Raw genomic sequence first — 18,509 nt, forward strand, 5'->3', positions numbered from 1 at the left:
TTGAGCGATCGCCAAAAATGACGCATGAAACCCCACTGCTCCCTGAGCGGAGTCGAAGGGAGCATCCTTAATTCCCCTAAAAGGGCAACGAGGGTTGCACTTGATTATCAATAATCTCATATCCCCATTCGGGATGTTGCTGGAGTTGCTGTTTAACCCAACTGCGCCCCAGGGGACTTTGATAGGCTTTTTGCAATTGTTCTAGGGAGGGGGGAGCGTCTCGATCGCCAGAAGGTTCAGATTCAAGTAAGGCGCTCGGGGCAGAAATTTGTAATAATTTCTCCATCACCTGTTCTTTGGTAATTTCGGGTCGTTGAGTAAACGAAGGAGGTAAATAGGGCGTGGTTAAGCCTTGTTGTTTGGCTTTCAGCGCTCGATCGGCGAGGCGATCGCACTTTCGCAGAAATCCTGCCCATAAATCTTGAGCCAATACCGGTTTTCTTAAGTCAGCTCGCGCTCTAGAAACAGCGACTTCTAGGGGTTCTCCCTTCTGGACATAATATTGAATTCGTTCTTCTTCAAAGGCAGGATAAGGCACTCCCGCCTCAATTTCCCAATCCCGTTTGACTTGCTGACTCGACCCCAAGGGGCGATCGCTGATAAACTCCTCCCAAAAGGGTGAAATCATGCCTTTGGTGAGTCCATCGACAATCTTAAACATCCATCCCGATGGATTATCTAAGCCTTTTTGTTTGGCATACTCCAGAAGTTGGGACTGAAAGGCTTCAAATTGTTCTTGAGAAGTCCAAGGGCCGGTAAATTGGTAATGGGGAGTGACGTTAACTGCGATCGGCTGGCGTTTTGCCGGAAAATAGGGGTCAGCAGGAGGCGAAGAAGCACGCATTTCTCCGCCCTGAAGAGCCATTTCTAGCTGTTCCAGATTGAGGCGCATATCAACTACACCCCCTCTACCTGGTACAAGACGCTCTTCGAGTAATCCTTTTTGGGCTAACTGTTGGCGAGCAAGTTGCTGTTCTGCCTCCGTTAAGCCCGTTTGAGCCGTGATGTCTTGGCCATTCATTCTGATCCAGTTGCGAGAGCGATCGCCCTGTTGCTGTAGAATATGCCAAGTCAAAATACCAGCCACCACCCCACCCGTAGCCGCCGCCACTTGGGGATAATAGACTTTCGGATCTCCTAAATTTTGACAAAATTGGGCAAAATTCATTAATAGGTAATAGGTAATTTCTGCGTCCCCCATTTCCCCATTCCCCCATCAGGGAGAGGGTGTTTTTTGCAATTCCGGCTTTTCTTCATCCAGAATTGCCCCTTCTACTGGGCAAACCTCTAAACAAATTCCACAATCAATACAAGTGTCGAAGTCAATCCAAAACCAATCCGTTCCTTTCGTATTTTTACCCGGACCGGGGTGAATGCAAGCCACGGGACACGCTTCTACACAGTCGGCGACTCCTTCACAAATATTAGTAACAATGGTATGAGGCATGGTGTTTCTGTCGATCGGGTAAGGTTCATCAATAGGGTTGAGTCGGGCAATACCTTCATCAATCTTTAGAAGGCAAGGGGCGGGTTGCCCCTTGTTAAGCCTAGTGAAGGTATTCTAGGGGCAAAACATTTTTCGCCCCTACGCTAGGAAATCGATTCAATCTGGGGGTTACCTTGGGCATCTATCCAAGCAATTTGGGGAATCCGCCGCTCTTTGGCATAGTTTCTAACTGCTTCTTGAGTTTCCCATTCTAGTAAGTTTACCTGGACTCGAATGCTGGACGTTTGAGAGCGCAAGGTTTCGGCATAGGTGAATGCAGCGCCCAAAGCTTGATGGGTTAAGGGAACTACGAGACAGTCGCTGGCGGGAATTTCTGTCGGCAGGCGATCGCCCCCTTGAAGCACCTGTTGCAAGGCTTCGATATTCAAACAAAAGCCAATACCGGGCAAGCTCTCATGTTGGGGATGATACACAGCTACCAGTCGATCGTAGCGTCCCCCTTGACCGAGGATTTTTACCTCTGTACCCTGGCGACTGGCGACTTCAAAGACAATGCCACTGTAATAATCAAAGGTGCGAATTAAGCTCAAATCCACAATAATTGGTAAAGGGGGTTGATTGGGGCGACTCTCTTGTAGCAGGTCGATTAAGGTTTTTAAGTTTTCTAATTTACTCTGTTCTTCTGGAGTCAGATCGAGGGCAGTTAAGTTCTGGAAAACTTGGGCGGGTTCCCCCCGAAGGTTGAAAAGCAGTTGTGCCCGTTGCTGTAAGTCTTCAGGGAGATCGAGCTGTTGTAAGGCAATATAATCTAGACTGGCGATCGCCTCTCGGATCGGTTTTTGATATTCTGCTGGGAATGAGGACAACAGAGACTGGGTTAATCCGGCTTCTCCAATCACCCAAACCCATTGATCTAAACTGAATTCTAGGGCTTGTAGGCAATCAGCCAGTAATAATAAAATCTCAGCATCAGCCACTACTCCACCAGCACCCAACAATTCTACTCCAGCTTGATAGAATTCCTGCTGCTGACCATAGTCTCCTTTCGGCGATCGCACGAAAACATTAGCACTATAATAAAATCGTTTCGGATTAGTCACCCGGTTAAAATATTTACGAGTTGCCGCAGTGCGGGCAATGGAGGCCGTCACTTCCGGCCTCAAACCTAACTCTTCTTGACCCTGCTGAAGTTGAATCACGGTAGAGCGATTAATCGCGCCTCCTGCCATCAATGTATCCAATCTCTCCAACGTTGAGGTAATAATCCGATGGTAACCCCACTGATGAAACACTTGATACAGACGGTCTTCAATCCAGTTTTTTTGGGCAACGTCTAGGGGAAGTAGATCCCTAGCCCCTGGAGCAGACTGATAAACCATTACTTTTTCTTTCCACCACCAATCGTAATCCCGAATATCTTAATCCCTTGACTGGCTTTTTGATCGGTTTTGCCCGCATCCGTGCGTTTTTTCATCAACGCTTCTAGTTTTTTCTGGGATTCTAGAGCTTCCGCATGTTTGGGATCGCCTTCGAGAGCTTTGTTGATATGGACTTTAGCCATAGTTTTCTGCCGTTGTTTGAGGTAAATCAGACCCATTAAGCTATGGCAATCACTATTGGTTGGTTCTAACTTGAGAGCATCCCGCAATTCTAGGATTGCTTTTGGGAAGTTCCCTTTTTCAACCAGTTCCTTCGCTCGCCCATAATAGCCGTCAATCGGTGATTTTTTCTCAGGCTTCGGTGCAGGAGGAGGCGGTGGGTTTTCGGGTTTAGGAGGAGGAGTCGCGGCTTTCGGTTGACTTGCTGCTTTTGCGCCTGAACTCCCTACCTGCATCAGGTAAACCATATTCAGCTCGCTAATTTCCCCAGTAATTTTACTGAAGTCATCTAAGGATTGGTATTGTTGAGTTGCCAAATCTTCCATTGCTTTTTTATACTCAACTTCCACGTCCTTCGCTTGGGCCAGTTTTTTCGCTGCCTCACTTTGTAAGGTTTCACCCCTGTTTTGCTGAGTAGCTTGTTGGCCTTTGAGGCGCAACATTACCATATATTCTTTGTATTCTTTCTCCTGGGAAAGTTTTTCATAGGCTGGGTTTACCAGTTTGGAGAGGATTTGGCTAGCTTGCTGTTTTTCTTCTGGGGTTCCCGTGGAACTACTGTCTGGATGGAGGTTTTTTGCAATGCGCATATAGCGCTTGCGAATTTGCCGACTGTCTGCCTGGAGAGGAACTCCTAGGATGGCGTGAAAGTCGGTGAAGTCAAGTTGAAACAGACCTTGATTAATGTTAAAAGACATACTCGCTGTTTGACTGTGCCAAGGGATGATTTATCATTTTAGTGTACTCTTAGCTAATTGTTATAAATTCTCTCCATTGAGGGGGAAAAGGGGAAATTTGCGAGAGGACTTGAATCATGGGGTCATGCAGATGACCATTGGTGGCTAAAATCCGACCGGTTGTTATATCGAATCTGCTGCCATCATAGGCGCTCACTTTCCCTCCCGCTTCTTTGACCAGAACCATACCAGCGGTGATATCCCAGGGAGACAGCCCCCTTTCCCAGTAGCCATCTAAACGTCCACAGGCAACGTAGGCCAGGTCAATAGCGGCGGAACCTCCCCGGCGGACTCCTTGGGTAAGATGGGTAAAATGGCAGAATTGGGCATAGTTATTATCGTCAGTTTCTCGGCGATCGTAGGCAAAGCCTGTAACGAGAAGGCTATCGGCTAAGGTTGGAGTTGTGGAAACGGCGATCGCCTGGCGGTTTAGCGTCGCTCCTAAGCCTTGTGCGGCGCGAAAGAGTTCTTGACGGGATGGATCGAAGACTACCCCTACTTGGGGCACTCCATCGATTAATAAGCCTATGGAAACGGAGAAATTGGGATAGCCATGGGAGTAGTTGGTTGTCCCATCAAGGGGATCGATCGCCCACAGATATCGACTTTGGCGATCGCCCAATTTTCCCGACTCTTCCGCTAAAATACTATGGTCGGGAAAATGACGCTGCAATATCTCTAAAATCACCGCTTCCGAAGCCTTATCTGCTTCCGTAACAATATCTCCCGGCCGGCCTTTTTCCTGGATATCTGTTAATTTTCCTTGGTAAGACATCACCACTGCACCACCAGCTAAAGCAGCTTCCGTGGCAATCTCTAGATAGGTTTGTAAATTGTCAGTCATGGATGATGAGTAATGGGTAATGGGTAATGGGGCGATTTTTTCGCTCCTACTGTTGATAACGAAACTCACTAGGAGTCAAGCGCATAGGGCTTTCTGGATTCCAAATACCAAGCTCCAGAGTTCTTGCTCTTTGTTCGGCATACTGAAGACGTTGAGTATATTGGGTATTTGGAAACCATTCCTCAGCTAAAGCATACCCTTCTTTGACCAATTCTTCGTTAATCAACGCTCCATCCTGCCAAATACAGCAGTTTCCTCTGCTATGAGGTACATTAATGACGGTTTTTAACAATATCTAGAACAGCTCAGAGCTTCTACCAAGTCTGTTGTTTGCTCCCCCTATCCCCCCATCCCCCTATCCCCCCATCACAGCGCAAAGCGCTGTATAGCCTAAGGTACGCCCATATTTATCTTCAATTTCTCGATCCAATTCTAGAATTACAGCTTGTTTTTCGAGACGACCTTTTAGATATTCTTTTGCATCTATTCCCCAAGGTTTCTGTTCTGCGGATGGGACACTAATACCCATCAGTCTTATGGTTTCAGAAGTGGAACAATTTCCAATTGCTTCTAGGGTATTTCCACTCACGATTTTTACCACAGTCACCGTTTTTCCCTCTGGAGAAGAAGATTGACAGCCCCAGAGATACAGCGCAAAGCGCTGTAACGGAGTACAGTATCATTGAGATAAGTCATTGCGAATGGAACGAAGTGGAATGAAGCAATCGCAAAATCCCCAAATCTTGGCGATTGCTTCCCTGCGGTCGCAATGACAACTCGAATCTATGATCGACAATGTACCTCATAGCAGCGCTTCGCGCTGTAAATAATACTGCACGCTAGTATAATCCATTTTTTAATATTCATGGACAAATCGATCTACAATAGACTAATTGAGTTTCAATCGACACCATCAAACTAAAATATGCAAGTTTATGATCCCATAGCAACGCAATACAAACAATTTCGCGAAAACCTAATCTACGACATCTATTGTTATATTGAGACCTATACTTATTTTAGCCAATTAGGAGATCTATCTGGCAAATCCGTTCTCGATCTTGGTTGTGGAGACGGGATACACAGCCGCAACTTTAAAACAAAAGGTGCCTCACGAGTGGTTGGGATTGATATATCCCCCCAAATGCTTGAGTTGGCTAGAGCAGAAGAAGCCAAAGAACCCCTGGGAATAGAATATATCCTTAGCGATATGTGCGAACTGGGCAAAATAGATGCTTTTGATGTAGTTGCTGCAGCTTTTTCCATTAACCACGCACAAACCAAAGAGCACCTGCGCCAAATGTGCCAAACTATCTATGACAACTTAAAACCAGGGGGCCAGTTTGTGGCGCTCAACAATAATGTTGCCTTATCTTCAGAATCCTATGAGTGCCTGGAAAAATACGGATATTACAGGAACAAAAATCTGTGTAGTTTTGAAGAAGGAATGCCCATTCCTAGCTTGACTTTTGAAGTTAATGGAAAACAGGTGGTAATTGATGACTATTATTTGAGTCAAGAAACTTATGAATGGGCATTCCAAGAAGTCGGATTTAAGGGAGTAAACTGGTATAAACCCATGGTTTCGCCTGAAGGAATTGAAAAATGGGGTCAAGAGTATTGGCAAGATTTTTTAGATCACCCCCCCATGCGATTAATTGAATGTCAGAAATAATCTTTTTTAGGGTTTAATCATCTTCTAGAGGTAAGCCGATTTCTATTTTGCCTTTACCAAAATAGCGCCCAAATTGCAGTTCATATACTTCATCTTCATCCTGAGTTTCCACTTCTAAATCGGATCTGGCATAACTGACACACAGGAGAGCATAACCTTGTTTTTGCAAGTCGGGAGAGAGTCCCATAGCTTCTGGTTGATAAATTTCTCCAGAGAGGATACGCACCGCGCAAGTCGTACAAGCACCATTGCGACAGGAAAACGGCAAACCCACCCCTTGAGTTTCGCAATTGTGGAGAATATAGCGGTCATCGGGGACTTGCAGAGTGTGGTGTTGGTTGGTGTGGCGATTATGAATTTTAATGGTGTAAATCTGGGTCATGGTTACCGTTCAAGTTTTTATCTGTGGAATCTATTATCTCATTGAACCTCATTGATCTCGATATCAAAGAGGGAAATTTTTGACTTCAGCCTGGTGAGGATTCAAGAATCGGTTGTTTGCCAAAATTGGCGATCGCTACAAACGCCTTTTAAGGCTATATCCCAATCATCTACGGGCAGTTGCTCAACCCAAGCAAAATCAAAGATCATACCCATCGTGGGAATAGACTGCCAATCCTCTGAACTCAGTAACCGGTCATAGTATCCACCCCCATAGCCTAGACGATATCCTTGGCGATCGCAGCCCACGGCCGGAACCAATATTAAATCCACATCCTGGGGCTGTAGCACGAGAGAATCTGGATGAGGTTCAAAAATGCCATATTTTCCCGCTTGCAGGGGTTCTGAAGGCTTCCAGACATGCCAGGAGAGGGATTTTCCCACGGTTCGAGGTAATCCCCAAACTTGCCGTTCGCCCCACAAAGCACTCAGATCCGGTTCCCGGCGATGACTCCAATAGGCGAGAATAGTTTGGGCTTGCTGAAACAGAGGAGCTTGTTTCAGGGTTTGGCAGAGGAGATCGCTTTTTGTTTTCCAGTCTTCTAAAGACAGGGACTCGCGGGCAGCGAGGAGCTGTTTACGCAGTTGTCGTTTATCCATTCAATCCATTAACAATTCATCATTAACAATGAATAATGAACAATTGGTTAATTATTCATTATTCACGATCGGTCTACGCTTCTCCTGATGATTCCGGGAAAACTAACCGAAATAAGGCCCAAATAAACGTGCTTTCATCGGGTTCTATGCCATTAACATCAATGACTTCTTTGGCCACATCAAAGGCAAAGGTTTGTTGATGGAAGGGGAGCGTGCGTAAGGCTTTATAGGCTAACTGGAGTGCCAGAGTGGGGTTATTCGCTGCTTCTTGCACCTTAGAGATCGCCCGATCCAGCTCCTCATAAACCAGATCTGGAGACACTTCTAGTTTATGGGCCAGGCGATCGACAATCAATTTCTTTTCTTCAGCATTGGCAGAACCATCAACAACGGCTGCCAGAGCGGTTAAAGTAACTACATTTTTTAAGAAAGGATTCATTCGTATTATTCCTAAACATCAAAACGATAGGGGATGGAGGGATAGGAGGCTTTCTGTATTGCCCCTTTTTCCTCCTTTCCCCCATCTTTTCTAATGCACCATTTTAGGCGGTCACGACACTATGCCGCCTCTCCATAAGTGCGATACCAGTCAATTGTTCGTTTCAGCCCTTCGCGAAACTCCATATTCGCCCTAAACCCAAACCAGTCTTTTGCCCGTTGGGTATCTAAGCATCGGCGGGGTTGACCATTGGGTTTATCCGTTTGCCAGATAATTTCGCCCTTGAATTCCATTAACTCACAAATCAGTTCGACTAAATCGCGGATGGTGATTTCGTAGCCGGTTCCTAAGTTGACAGGTTCAGAGTCATTGTACTTCTGAGTGGCCATCACGATGCCCCGTGCGGCATCGGTGGAATAAAGAAATTCACGACTCGGCGATCCATCTCCCCAAGCCGGAAGGGTTGTATCTCCCCGTTGTTGAGCTTCGTAGACTTTGCGGATTAAGGCGGGAATCACATGGGAACTACTCGGATCGAAGTTATCTTCTGGCCCATATAAGTTGACTGGCAAGAGGAAAATGCCATTCAACCCATATTGTTGCCGATAGGATTGGAGCTGAACCAGGAGTGCTTTTTTGGCAATCCCATAGGGAGCGTTGGTTTCTTCCGGGTAGCCGTTCCAGAGGTCTTCTTCTTTGAACGGAACGGGGGTAAATTTCGGATAGGCGCAAATGGTTCCCACACAGACAAATTTTTCGATACCCGCTTGGTAAGCCGCATGGATGAGCTGGGTTCCCATCATCAAGTTATCGTAAAATAGTTCTGCTGGTTTTTCCCGGTTGAGACCGATTCCTCCCACATGGGCAGCCAGGTGGATGATGATATCTTGATTTTGGACAACTTGCTCGCACTCACCCATTTGCCGAAGATCGTGTTCGCGCGATCGCACAACGGTAATATGATTTTGATTCGCTCCAGCTCCCTCTAGCTGCTCGATCACCTGACGACCGAGAAATCCCGCGCCTCCTGTGACCAAAATCCGCTTATCTTGCAATTCTATGGTGGTCATCTTTTTTCCTCAATCTGCCTTAGTCAAATCCATTGCCCAACTGTTTGGCTTTCTCTAGCACTTCTCGATCGGAGTCCACCATCAATTTTACTAGCTCCTCGAAGGTAACGGAAGGTTCCCAACCCAGCTTTTCTTTGGCTTTACTAGGGTCACCAATGAGTAAATCCACTTCCGCAGGACGTAAATAGCGCTCGTCAAACTCCACATAATCTTGCCAGCTTAAACCCACATGGGTAAAGGCGATATCAAGAAATTCGCGAATGGAGTGAGTTTCATTGGTGGCGATGACATAATCATCCGGTTCATCTTGCTGAAGCATGAGCCACATGGCACGTACATAGTCTTTGGCATATCCCCAATCCCGTTTGGCATCCAAGTTCCCTAAATAGAGTTTCTTTTGCTGTCCGGCTTTAATCCGAGCCACTGCACGGGTGATTTTACGCGTAACAAAGGTTTCACCTCGACGAGGGGATTCATGGTTAAACAGGATGCCATTACAGGCAAATAATTTGTAGGATTCCCGGTAGTTAATGGTTTGCCAATGGGCATAGACTTTAGCGCAGGAGTAGGGACTTCTGGGATAGAAGGGGGTGGTTTCTTTTTGAGGCACTTCTTGGACTTTCCCAAACATCTCGGACGATCCGGCTTGATAGAATCTGACCTGATTGCCGGTACGCTGTTGGTAGTCTCGAATCGCTTCTAAGAGCCGTAGGGTTCCCATGGCAACAGTATCAACGGTATATTCGGGGGAGTCGAAACTGACGCGCACGTGGGATTGAGCGCCTAAGTTGTAGACCTCATGGGGTTGAATTTCTTCTAAGATCCGGCGGAGGGTTGTCCCATCGGTGAGATCGCCGTAGTGGAGGAAAAATCGGGCTTGTTCTTCATGGGGATCGATGTAAATATGGTCGATGCGATCGGTGTTGAAGGTGGAACTGCGGCGAATGATTCCGTGAACCTCGTACCCCTTCTCGAGTAAGAATTCACTTAAATAAGAACCATCTTGACCGGTAATTCCTGTAATCAGCGATCGCTTGCGTTGTGTCATCGGTAATCTTCCTTGCGTCGTTTAAGTTAGAGTTAATGGTACCTGATGCCGACCCTAAAACCTATGAGTTATGGGCATTCAGAGAACGCCCCACCTAGCTTAACATTCCATCCTTGGCTCTTAAGGTGATCTCATCCCATGTGGCTCCTGAGAAGGCCAGGTTCTAAAATCTTCCAAACCCCAATTTGCTCTGTTAATCTATAGTAAAAAATAAAATCATGGACTGGTTAGAGATTGATAAAAATTGGGTATTAGTGCCCCCAAGACCGATCGCGATCGTTCATTTTCTGGGTGGTGCGTTTGTGGGTGCAGCTCCCCATGTGACCTATCGCTGGTTATTGGAGGCGATCGCCGCTCAAGGCTATATTATCGTCACCACCCCCTTTATCAATACCTTCGATCATTATCAGATTGCGCGATCGGTTTTAGAGCAATTCAATCAGACCTTAACTCAATTAGAGCGTTTAGGAAAACTGCGACGACGCTATTTACCCATTTACGGTTTAGGCCATAGTATGGGCTGTAAACTGCATCTGATAATCGGCAGTTTGCCCAAAATAAATCGTGCCGGAAATATTTTCATTGCCTACAATAATTATCCCGTTAATCAATCGATTCCCCTGGGTGAAGAACTCAATCTGGCCAGCATGTTCCAATTGGAATTCACTCCCTCTCCAGAACAAACAGAAGTTTTGATCCAGAAAGATTATCAGATCCGACGCAATCTGTTAATTCGCTTTCAGAAAGACGATATCGATCAAAGTTCGAGGTTAATTGAAATTTTACGAGCCAGGTTTGCCCAGATGGTGACCTTACAAAGACTTCCCGGTAATCATTTAACGCCTACTGGACAAGATATTAATTGGCAAGCAGGACGAGAATTTAGTCCTCTAGATGCCATGGGACAATGGGTGAAACAGGAATTTGTTTACAAGGATATTACTCGGTTAAAAGCCGAAATTCTGCGATGGCTCAATCCAGCGTTCTAAGAAACCCTATTTCTTAAAGAAACCGGGTTTCTAGCTCAAAAGATACTGGTATGCGTGACCCGTTGATTCATGATAATTTTGGAGTTGGTTATGATATTATTTGGGATGGGGTTAATACTGAAATTCCCACGCTAGATCGGGCGATTAAAAGAATTCTCTCAGATTTAGAGGATGATATCTATTGACTTCATGAATTGCGTGCGATCGCCATATTCTGTTAATCTCCCAGAAAATATTGCTATCCCCTAGCTTAACATTGTCTGATTCTGGCATGAGCATGAAGGGGGTTAACCACAAAGACACACAGAAGAAAAAGAGGGATAGATTGCCTGATTTCCGTCAAGTTTCCTCCAAATGCTACCAAATAGCACCAAATCCTAATCGTGGAAAAATAAAATCTTTGATTTGATTATGGGATTAATAATTGCGGGAGATCGCTCTGGAGTGGGGAAAACAACCATCACGTTAGCGCTTTTGGCCAGCTTACGAGAACAAGGGGTATCGGTACAATCGTTTAAAGTGGGGCCGGATTATATCGATCCCATGTTTCATACTTATATTACAGGTCGCCCCTGCCGCAATTTAGATCCGGTGTTAACCTCTCCAGAATGGGTGAAAACCTGTTATCTGCATCATGGGCAAACGGCTGATTGTGCGGTGGTGGAAGGGGTGATGGGGTTGTTTGATGGCTTGCCCTATAATTGCCACCCGGACGATCGCTATTTCGGCTCTACCGCCCATGTAGCCAAACTACTAAACTTACCCGTGATGCTGGTATTAGATTGCGGGCGCATGTCCAATTCTGTCGCGGCGATCGCCCATGGCTTCCAAACCTTCGACCCCAGCCTTAATTTAGCTGGAATTGTGCTAAATAGGGTGGGGAGCGATCGCCATCAAGAATACCTAGAAGCAGCGCTAGAACCCCTCAATCTGCCGATTTTAGGCGTATTTCCCCGTCAAACTCAAATTACCATTCCCGACCGCCATCTAGGGCTAATTCCCACGGCCGAATTACCCCATTTGAACCGGATTTTAGACCGATTAGCCCACTTAGGCAAACATCATTTTAATTGGCAAAAATTGCAGCAATTTCTCCCTATCCCCCCATCCCCCCATCTCCCTATCTCCCCATCCCCCCATCTCCCTATCCCCCCATCCCCGAGCAAAGTCCGATTGGCGATCGCCCAAGATCCGGCTTTCAGCTTTTACTATGCCGATAACTTAGATCTGCTGCAACATCTCGGGGTAGAACTCGTTCCCTGGAGTCCAATAGGCGATCGCACCCTTCCCCCTGCTATTGACGGACTCTACTTCGGGGGAGGATTTCCCGAAATATTCGCGGAGCAACTCTCGGACAATCAACCCGCTCGCAACGCCATCTACCAAGCTATTTTAGCCGGACTGCCCACCTATGCCGAATGTGGAGGTTTAATGGTTCTGTGCCAAAGTCTCACCACCTTTGAAGGCAAAACTTGGCCGATGGTAGGGATTTTGCCCTCTAATGCCACCATGGAGAAAAAGCTCACCCTCGGCTATCGACAAGCCACCGTCCTCAATCATAGTCCCTTGGTAGAAGCCGGTTCAACCCTTCAAGGTCATGAGTTTCACCGCTCCCAACTCACTCCCCCTTTCCCCAGTAAAGAACAGTCAACTCTTCCCTTATTTCAATTAAAAGGCTACGATCGCCATACGCACCCGGTAAGCGAAGGATGGCAAATCTATAATCTTCATGCATCCTATTTGCATTTACACTGGGGCGATCGATGGGATATTCCTCAGCGCTTTGTGCAAAAAATGTTGGCAATTAGGGAAGGAAGTAGGTGAAAATGACAAAAATCTATGATTGGATTGTAATTGGAGCAGGCATTACCGGAAGCGCTCTAGCCTATGAACTCAGTAAGCTAGGATTAGAGATACTCCTTTTAGATCAAAGCACTGATGGAGATCGGGCAACTCACTATAGTTATGGAGGCGTTCATTGGTATGGCACTTCGGGAGACAGAGGAACATTATTCCATGAAGGAAAAGCCAGACACGAGCAATTATCCAATGAATTAGGTATGGATACAGAATTTCGAGCAGTAGAGTTCCTGTTTACCGTCGATCCAGGGCAAGATGTGGAATACACGATCGCCGCTTACCAGCAGATGAGCGATCCATTTCAGATGTTAACCCCCCAAGAAGCCTGTGAAATCGAACCTTTGCTGAATCCAGAGGCAATTGTTAGTGCTTTTACCTTACAGCAAGCTCAGGTTAACCCCATTCTCCTCAATCAAGCCTATCAACAGGCGACAATCCGTCAAGGGGGAGTCATGGAAATTGGGGAAGTCCAGGAATTAGGTAAGGAGCTGGATCGGTCCTATCATATCAGGACTTCCGAAGACTCCTATCAGGCGAAAAACGTAGTCGTTTGTGCTGGAGGATGGACTCGACAACTACTCAAACAAGCTGGAATTGATATTCCTATTTATTTTACCCATGCGGAATTAGTAGAAATTGTCAACACGGACAAGCGTTTGTCTAATTTTATCATCCCTTCCCAAACCCAACTCTATCAGCTTGAAACCTATTCAAGTCGTCCAGAATTGGAATTCCTTTGGGATGAACCGGGACACGAGTTAGCCCCTGCCATTGTTGATACTGGTGCGGTACAGTTTCTAGGGGGAAGATTATTATTAGGACAATTGAGCCGCACCGTAACCGATCCCCAGGCTCAGATTAATCCCCAAAGGAGTGAGAAAGAAATTCGCCAAAAAGTTGGCCAAATCTTACCCTCTTTAGCTCAAGAGGCGGGAACCTGGCATTCTTGTTTAGTGGCATTTGTGCATCAGAATTTTGCCATTATGGGGGCAATACCCAAACGAGAAGGGCTATATGTGTTTTCTGGGTTTACCGCTCCCATTACCTTAGTTCCGGCGATCGCCCCCCGGTTTGCTCGTCAGTTAATCGGTACTCCCGATCCCCTGTTATCTCCATTTATCCTATAGCAGAGAAGGAGTTGGTTAGAACAGTTAGGTTATGGTTTGAGGCACGTTGTCAAGGTTCTACTATTTTTTTGTGGGTTCATAGCGATCTCCAATCAACCTATAGGTAGTTAACTTTGCCGCTAATCCCCTAAAATAACACGTTAGTCTAGTGTTTAGCGAACGAATCGCACTATTTCCTATTCCCATGGTCAGCGAGTCCAGCCTTCCAGCTCTTCCCGACACCCTTCCTCCCCAAAATATTGAGGCGGAAGAATCCATCCTCGGCGGTATTCTACTCGACCCAGAAGCTATTAATCGGGTGATGGATATTCTGCGCCCCGAAGCCTTTTCCATTTCCGCACACCAAAAAATCTACCAAGCGACTCTCACTCTCCACAACAGTGGGAAACCAACGGATTTTATGACCGTGAACAGTTGGCTCTCTGACCAGAACCTATTAGACAAAGTAGGCGGTCAGAGCAAACTGGTACAACTGCTCGACCGTACGGTGAGCGCGGTGAATATTGACGAGTATGCCAAACTCGTCATGGATAAATATCTGCGTCGTCAACTGATTACAGCAGGTCATGAAATTGTGCAGTTGGGTTATGATACGGCGACTGATATTAAACAAATTCTCGACCAAGCCGAACAAAAAATCTTTAATCTCACCCAAGATCGCGTACAAAAAGGTCTCGTTTCTTTAGCAGAAACCTTAACTCATACCTATGAAGAAATCCAATCTCAAAGTACAGGAGAAATTTTACCGGGTTTGCCCTGCCAATTTTACGATCTTGATGCGATGACAGGGGGATTTCAGCGATCGGATTTGATTATTATTGCTGGACGACCGTCAATGGGGAAAACCTCCTTCGCGCTCAATATTGCGAACAATATTGCCCAAACGAGTCACTTGGCCGCCGCTATTTTTAGTTTGGAAATGTCGAAAGAGCAATTAGCGCTGCGTTTGCTCTCTAGTGAAGCGGGAATTGAAAGTAATCGTCTCAGGTCAGGGCGGATTAGTCAAACGGAATGGGAGCCTTTAATTGAAGCGCAAACTAATCTGTCTGAGTTGCCGATTTATATTGATGATACGGCAAATACGACCGTGACTCAGATGCGATCGCAAGCTCGCCGACTGCAAGCCGAACAAGGACAACTCGGATTAGTACTGCTCGACTACCTGCAACTGATGGAAGGAAGTAGCGATAACCGGGTGCAAGAACTCTCGAAAATTACTCGGCAACTTAAGGGGCTAGCACGTGAATTAAATGTACCGGTTATTGCTTTATCTCAGCTCAGTCGTTCGGTAGAGTCGCGCACTAACAAACGGCCGATGATGTCTGATTTGAGGGAAAGCGGCAGTATTGAGCAAGATGCGGATTTGGTAATTATGTTATACCGAGATGAGTATTATAATCCCGATACCACCGATCGCGCGATCTCCGAAGCGATCGTCACCAAACACCGCAATGGCCCTACTGGAGTCGTTAAACTGCTCTTCGACCCTGAATTTACCCGGTTCCGCAACTTGGCAAAACCCCCCAATTAGATCAATGTATGTCATGGGATAAACTAAAGTCTGCGATAAAATAAAGAGAAACTCCTCGTCAACTTATGCTACTGAAATATCATCTCAGAAATAGTTTACCCTCGGCGCAGGATTTACCAGACTCGGATGAGACTCCTGTGGATAATGAACTACAAGATTTAATTCCCACACTCCTCAAAGCGATGCTCGCACTCATTTGGTCAGAGCGAATGGATTGGTTCTTTGGCGTGGATATGGGAGTTTACACCGATCCGAACCAACCCGCTATTGTCCCCGATGGTTTTTTAAGTATCGGTGTCCCTCGGATCGTTGATGAAGGTTTACGGTTATCTTATGTTCTTTGGGAGGAGAGAGAAATTCCAACTTTCGTGTTAGAAGTGGTCTCCACAACACCAAGAGGAGAATATAGCGAGAAAAAACAAAAATATGCCCAATTGGGAGTTCTCTACTATGTAATCTATAATCCCCTACGGAAAAAGAAACAGAAGCTAGAAGTTTATCAACTCCAGGGGGGGGAATATGAATTATTATCTGGAGAACCGGTCTGGTTATCCCAACTCAATTTAGGCATCGGTACAGATCGAGGAACTTATCAAGGAATTACCAGAGAATGGCTCTATTGGTATGATGAAAACGGCGATCGCTATCTGACTCCAGAAGAGAGAGCAGAGACGGCTGAACTAGAGCGCGATCGCCAGTATCAAGAAAAGGAACTTGAACGTCAGGAAAAGGAACAGCAACAGGAAAGAGCCGATCGCGCTGAAGCAGTTGTTGAAGAGCAAGAGCAGACCATTCAACAGTTAAGAGAACGTCTTCAGCAACTGGGTATCAATCCAGATAGTCTGAATAAATGACAACGTTAAGGACGAAACAAGTGGGAATGATCGGGATGATAAAGCCGCGATCGCCCTCCGATTCCCTTCAGCGCTGGACTAATCACATACAACGTCGTCCGTATTAACTCCTGTTCCTGGGTTTCACGTGCCATCTTCTCCAACGGAACCACCACAATCTTCTCATCCGGCCATCCCAACCGATAACAAATCGCCACTGGAGTATCTGCCGGATAATGCTGTAACAACTGTTCTTGGGAACGCTCCACATGACGTGCGGCTAAATATAAACATAAACTTGCTTGATGGGCCGCCAAAGACTCTAACTCTTCCCCTGAAGGCATTTGAGATGCTCGGCCGCTCACCCGCGTTAAAATGATCGTCTGCACCAACTCCGGAACCGTTAACTCTACCCCCAAGCGGGCGGCTGCCAACTGAAAAGCACTGATTCCCGGTACAATTTCAAACGGAATTTCTGCTTCCGATAACCCTTGGATTTGTTCGCCAATGGCACTGTACAAACTCGGATCGCCTGAATGCAACCGCACGACTACCTGACCTTGACGCACCCGCTCAATCATCATCGGTAAAATTGACTCCAGGGTTTGATGACCCGTCGGGATTAACTCGGCATCTTTGCGGGTATCGAGCAACATCTGCTTCGGAACCAAAGAGTTGGCATACAGGATTGCATCGGCCTGAGCCAAAATCCGTTGAGCGCGAACCGTCAGCAATTCCGGGTCACCAGGGCCGGCTCCAACAATATAAACGGCTGGATTTAGGGGGATGTCAGTCATTGAAAAGCTCCAAAGAGGTTCCAGTTGGGCAAAATTCTCAGCCCTATCAGGCGCGCTACGCCAACGATAGGACGGAAAAGGCTTGGCCAAGGGTTTGTTAAAATTTCGTAACTCTGGCTACAATTTTTCGCTAAATCAGTTATCTTAAAAGAAAGAAAACCAATCTACCTTATCAAAAGTCAAAAAACTGTTTATCATGAACAAAAAACGCCAACAACTCCAACAAGCCGCTCAAGCGCATAAAGAAAACCTACGCAAAAACCTACAACACAGATTAGAGGTCGCTCGTACTAAAGGCGATGTTTCTCTAGTCCATCAGCTAGAAGCGGAAGCAGACTATCTAGGATAAGGCTTGATTCTGACGAATTCGGTAATTCGTCAAAAAAACTTAATCTGCACCTACGCACAACACTTGCATTGTATAAGGGCGTTTCCTGTCTGAATCGTGACACGAAGCGCCCTTTTATAGCGCGGTCGATCGCCCGACTCAGCTCACCTTCACTCTAATATGACCGTCTTAGAGCTTACAATTCGTTGCTGAAGTCATCTAGGGTTAGCTGCAAATACCACTCTGGAGAAGCCTGATACTCTTCTAATTTCCGTTTCGCTACCCCTTGAGGATCTTCGGCGCGTAAAATCATAAAGCCAACAGTTTTTAAGTTCGGTAAAGGTAGGGGAGGTGAAGCGGTCTCCTTTTCTTCCTCTACTTCCTCTACTTCTTCCTGTATTTCGGGTTTAACCTTGTTTTGCTGGAGCGTCACACAAGCTTGTTGATAGAGGGGCAGAATTTCATCATAGTTATAGAGCAATTCTTCTAGGGCAACGAGGGCTTTTGAGTTTCCATTATCCCAATCTTTAATCACTTGATGAATACCAAACTTGAGGCTTAAGGGTAATGCCTCTTCACACTCGGTAATGGTAAATAAGAAGGCTTTTAAGATAATGGTATCAGAGTTTTTCATGGCGATTCGATGTTTCGGGAAGCTATGACAGGGAATCGGCGATCGGGTTCAGGAGCGTCACCCCATCCCCCAATACCGCCATTTACCCCATTATTAAGATGAAGAACGATTTTCTCGCTCTTCTTTGAGTCGCCTGCGGCGATCGTTCCAGTCTACTAAGGTAAGATAAACGACTCCGCCTGTTACCAAGATCAATAAGGCAAAAGCTGCCCAAACGAGACTGGCGAAAAGTGGAGATTCCATGAGCTTTCCCTCAGATATTACTTAGAAACCGTTTCTTGCCCAAACGACCATAGAGATAGAGAAGGTGAAAATCACCAGCAAGGAAACCCAACCTAAAGAGAGAATGTCCATAGTTAATCTTAAAACAACCGTATTACTCCATTGTTTATCATACAAGGGAATGGGGAGTGGGGAGTCGAGGGATAGGGAATAGGGAATGGGGAATGGGGAATGGGGAATAGGGAATGGGGAATGGGGAATGGGGAATAGGGAATGGGGAATGGGGAAT

General features: G+C 46.2%; 22 protein-coding genes and 1 pseudogene. 8 read left to right on the forward strand and 15 right to left on the reverse strand.

All coding sequences use genetic code 11. The features are described from left to right. Positions 1 to 76 precede the first annotated feature (76 nt). From AC3A14_RS05905 to AC3A14_RS05930, 6 genes and pseudogenes are all read right to left on the reverse strand, one after another. Positions 77 to 1,201: a hypothetical protein gene (locus tag AC3A14_RS05905; RefSeq protein WP_318732136.1), complete on the reverse strand. Its 1,125-nt coding sequence runs from the start codon at positions 1,199 to 1,201 to the stop codon at positions 77 to 79. 15 nt (positions 1,202 to 1,216) lie between these two features. Next, positions 1,217 to 1,447: a ferredoxin family protein gene (locus AC3A14_RS05910; RefSeq protein WP_318700248.1), complete on the reverse strand. Its 231-nt coding sequence runs from the start codon at positions 1,445 to 1,447 to the stop codon at positions 1,217 to 1,219. Between the two features lie 143 nt (positions 1,448 to 1,590). Further along, positions 1,591 to 2,826, reverse strand: coding sequence for an ATP phosphoribosyltransferase regulatory subunit (locus AC3A14_RS05915; RefSeq protein ID WP_318732135.1), 1,236 nt, complete (start codon positions 2,824 to 2,826; stop codon positions 1,591 to 1,593). Next, a complete protein-coding gene (locus AC3A14_RS05920; protein ID WP_318732134.1) occupies positions 2,826 to 3,743 on the reverse strand; it encodes a J domain-containing protein in 918 nt (305 codons plus the stop codon). The genes AC3A14_RS05915 and AC3A14_RS05920 overlap by 1 nt, the downstream gene beginning before the upstream one ends. Before the next feature lie 49 nt (positions 3,744 to 3,792). Next, positions 3,793 to 4,626 carry an inositol monophosphatase family protein gene (locus AC3A14_RS05925; protein WP_318732133.1) on the reverse strand — a complete coding sequence of 278 codons (834 nt, stop codon included), beginning with the start codon at positions 4,624 to 4,626 and terminating at the stop codon, positions 3,793 to 3,795. A gap of 46 nt (positions 4,627 to 4,672) precedes the next feature. Next, positions 4,673 to 5,155, reverse strand: a pseudogene (locus AC3A14_RS05930) (thermonuclease family protein). 396 nt (positions 5,156 to 5,551) lie between these two features. Between AC3A14_RS05930 and AC3A14_RS05935 the strand changes: the two are divergent. Further along, positions 5,552 to 6,301, forward strand: coding sequence for a class I SAM-dependent methyltransferase (locus AC3A14_RS05935; RefSeq protein ID WP_318735928.1), 750 nt, complete (start codon positions 5,552 to 5,554; stop codon positions 6,299 to 6,301). Between the two features lie 13 nt (positions 6,302 to 6,314). On the opposite strand, the gene AC3A14_RS05940 is transcribed toward AC3A14_RS05935, so the two are convergent. The 5 genes from AC3A14_RS05940 to gmd form a co-directional block, all read right to left on the reverse strand. Next, the gene (locus AC3A14_RS05940) at positions 6,315 to 6,683 is read right to left on the reverse strand and encodes a 2Fe-2S iron-sulfur cluster-binding protein (protein ID WP_318701261.1); all 369 of its coding nucleotides are present in this window, start codon (positions 6,681 to 6,683) and stop codon (positions 6,315 to 6,317) included. Positions 6,684 to 6,784: 101 nt separating this feature from the next. Next, a complete protein-coding gene (locus AC3A14_RS05945) occupies positions 6,785 to 7,342 on the reverse strand; it encodes a 5-formyltetrahydrofolate cyclo-ligase (protein ID WP_318735924.1) in 558 nt (185 codons plus the stop codon). 73 nt (positions 7,343 to 7,415) lie between these two features. Then, positions 7,416 to 7,781 (reverse strand): hypothetical protein, encoded by a 366-nt coding sequence (locus AC3A14_RS05950; RefSeq protein WP_318701263.1) that lies wholly within the window; start codon positions 7,779 to 7,781, stop codon positions 7,416 to 7,418. Between the two features lie 119 nt (positions 7,782 to 7,900). Then, positions 7,901 to 8,851: a GDP-L-fucose synthase family protein gene (locus tag AC3A14_RS05955; protein ID WP_318735922.1), complete on the reverse strand. Its 951-nt coding sequence runs from the start codon at positions 8,849 to 8,851 to the stop codon at positions 7,901 to 7,903. Between the two features lie 19 nt (positions 8,852 to 8,870). Continuing rightward, entirely contained in the window at positions 8,871 to 9,899 is a 1,029-nt protein-coding gene (gene gmd / locus AC3A14_RS05960; RefSeq protein WP_318735919.1) for a GDP-mannose 4,6-dehydratase, read from the reverse strand. 218 nt (positions 9,900 to 10,117) lie between these two features. Between gmd and AC3A14_RS05965 the strand changes: the two genes are divergently transcribed. From AC3A14_RS05965 to AC3A14_RS05990, 6 genes are all read left to right on the forward strand, one after another. Beyond that, positions 10,118 to 10,888 (forward strand): DUF1350 family protein, encoded by a 771-nt coding sequence (locus tag AC3A14_RS05965; RefSeq protein ID WP_318735917.1) that lies wholly within the window; start codon positions 10,118 to 10,120, stop codon positions 10,886 to 10,888. A 50-nt stretch (positions 10,889 to 10,938) separates the two neighbouring features. Then, positions 10,939 to 11,073 carry a ribonuclease HepT family protein gene (locus AC3A14_RS05970; protein ID WP_318735914.1) on the forward strand — a complete coding sequence of 45 codons (135 nt, stop codon included), beginning with the start codon at positions 10,939 to 10,941 and terminating at the stop codon, positions 11,071 to 11,073. Positions 11,074 to 11,299: 226 nt separating this feature from the next. Continuing rightward, positions 11,300 to 12,712, forward strand: coding sequence for a cobyrinic acid a,c-diamide synthase CobB (locus AC3A14_RS05975; RefSeq protein ID WP_487778938.1), 1,413 nt, complete (start codon positions 11,300 to 11,302; stop codon positions 12,710 to 12,712). Between the two features lie 2 nt (positions 12,713 to 12,714). Then, the gene (locus tag AC3A14_RS05980) at positions 12,715 to 13,875 is read left to right on the forward strand and encodes an NAD(P)/FAD-dependent oxidoreductase (protein WP_318734663.1); all 1,161 of its coding nucleotides are present in this window, start codon (positions 12,715 to 12,717) and stop codon (positions 13,873 to 13,875) included. 184 nt (positions 13,876 to 14,059) lie between these two features. Next, complete coding sequence (dnaB, locus tag AC3A14_RS05985; protein ID WP_318734666.1) at positions 14,060 to 15,406, forward strand: replicative DNA helicase; 1,347 nt, start codon at positions 14,060 to 14,062, stop codon at positions 15,404 to 15,406. 65 nt (positions 15,407 to 15,471) lie between these two features. Beyond that, on the forward strand, positions 15,472 to 16,260 hold the full coding sequence (locus AC3A14_RS05990; protein WP_318734668.1) for a Uma2 family endonuclease: 789 nt from the start codon (positions 15,472 to 15,474) through the stop codon (positions 16,258 to 16,260). A gap of 5 nt (positions 16,261 to 16,265) precedes the next feature. On the opposite strand, the gene cobM is transcribed toward AC3A14_RS05990, so the two are convergent. Continuing rightward, positions 16,266 to 17,036 carry a precorrin-4 C(11)-methyltransferase gene (cobM, locus tag AC3A14_RS05995; protein ID WP_318734671.1) on the reverse strand — a complete coding sequence of 257 codons (771 nt, stop codon included), beginning with the start codon at positions 17,034 to 17,036 and terminating at the stop codon, positions 16,266 to 16,268. 196 nt (positions 17,037 to 17,232) lie between these two features. Here cobM and pirA point away from each other — a divergent pair, with 196 nt between their 5' ends. Beyond that, entirely contained in the window at positions 17,233 to 17,385 is a 153-nt protein-coding gene (gene pirA / locus AC3A14_RS06000) for an arginine synthesis PII-interacting regulator PirA (protein WP_271941314.1), read from the forward strand. Between the two features lie 175 nt (positions 17,386 to 17,560). Here the strand turns inward: pirA and AC3A14_RS06005 are convergent, their stop codons facing one another. From AC3A14_RS06005 to petN, 3 genes are all read right to left on the reverse strand, one after another. Then, on the reverse strand, positions 17,561 to 17,998 hold the full coding sequence (locus AC3A14_RS06005) for a hypothetical protein (protein ID WP_318734673.1): 438 nt from the start codon (positions 17,996 to 17,998) through the stop codon (positions 17,561 to 17,563). Between the two features lie 93 nt (positions 17,999 to 18,091). Next, a complete protein-coding gene (locus tag AC3A14_RS06010) occupies positions 18,092 to 18,241 on the reverse strand; it encodes a hypothetical protein (protein ID WP_271941320.1) in 150 nt (49 codons plus the stop codon). A 21-nt stretch (positions 18,242 to 18,262) separates the two neighbouring features. Then, positions 18,263 to 18,509: cytochrome b6-f complex subunit PetN (petN, locus tag AC3A14_RS06015; protein ID WP_487778939.1), on the reverse strand; the 247-nt coding region annotated here is incomplete at its 5' end.

It is taken from the genome of Roseofilum sp. (genome assembly GCF_982964205.1).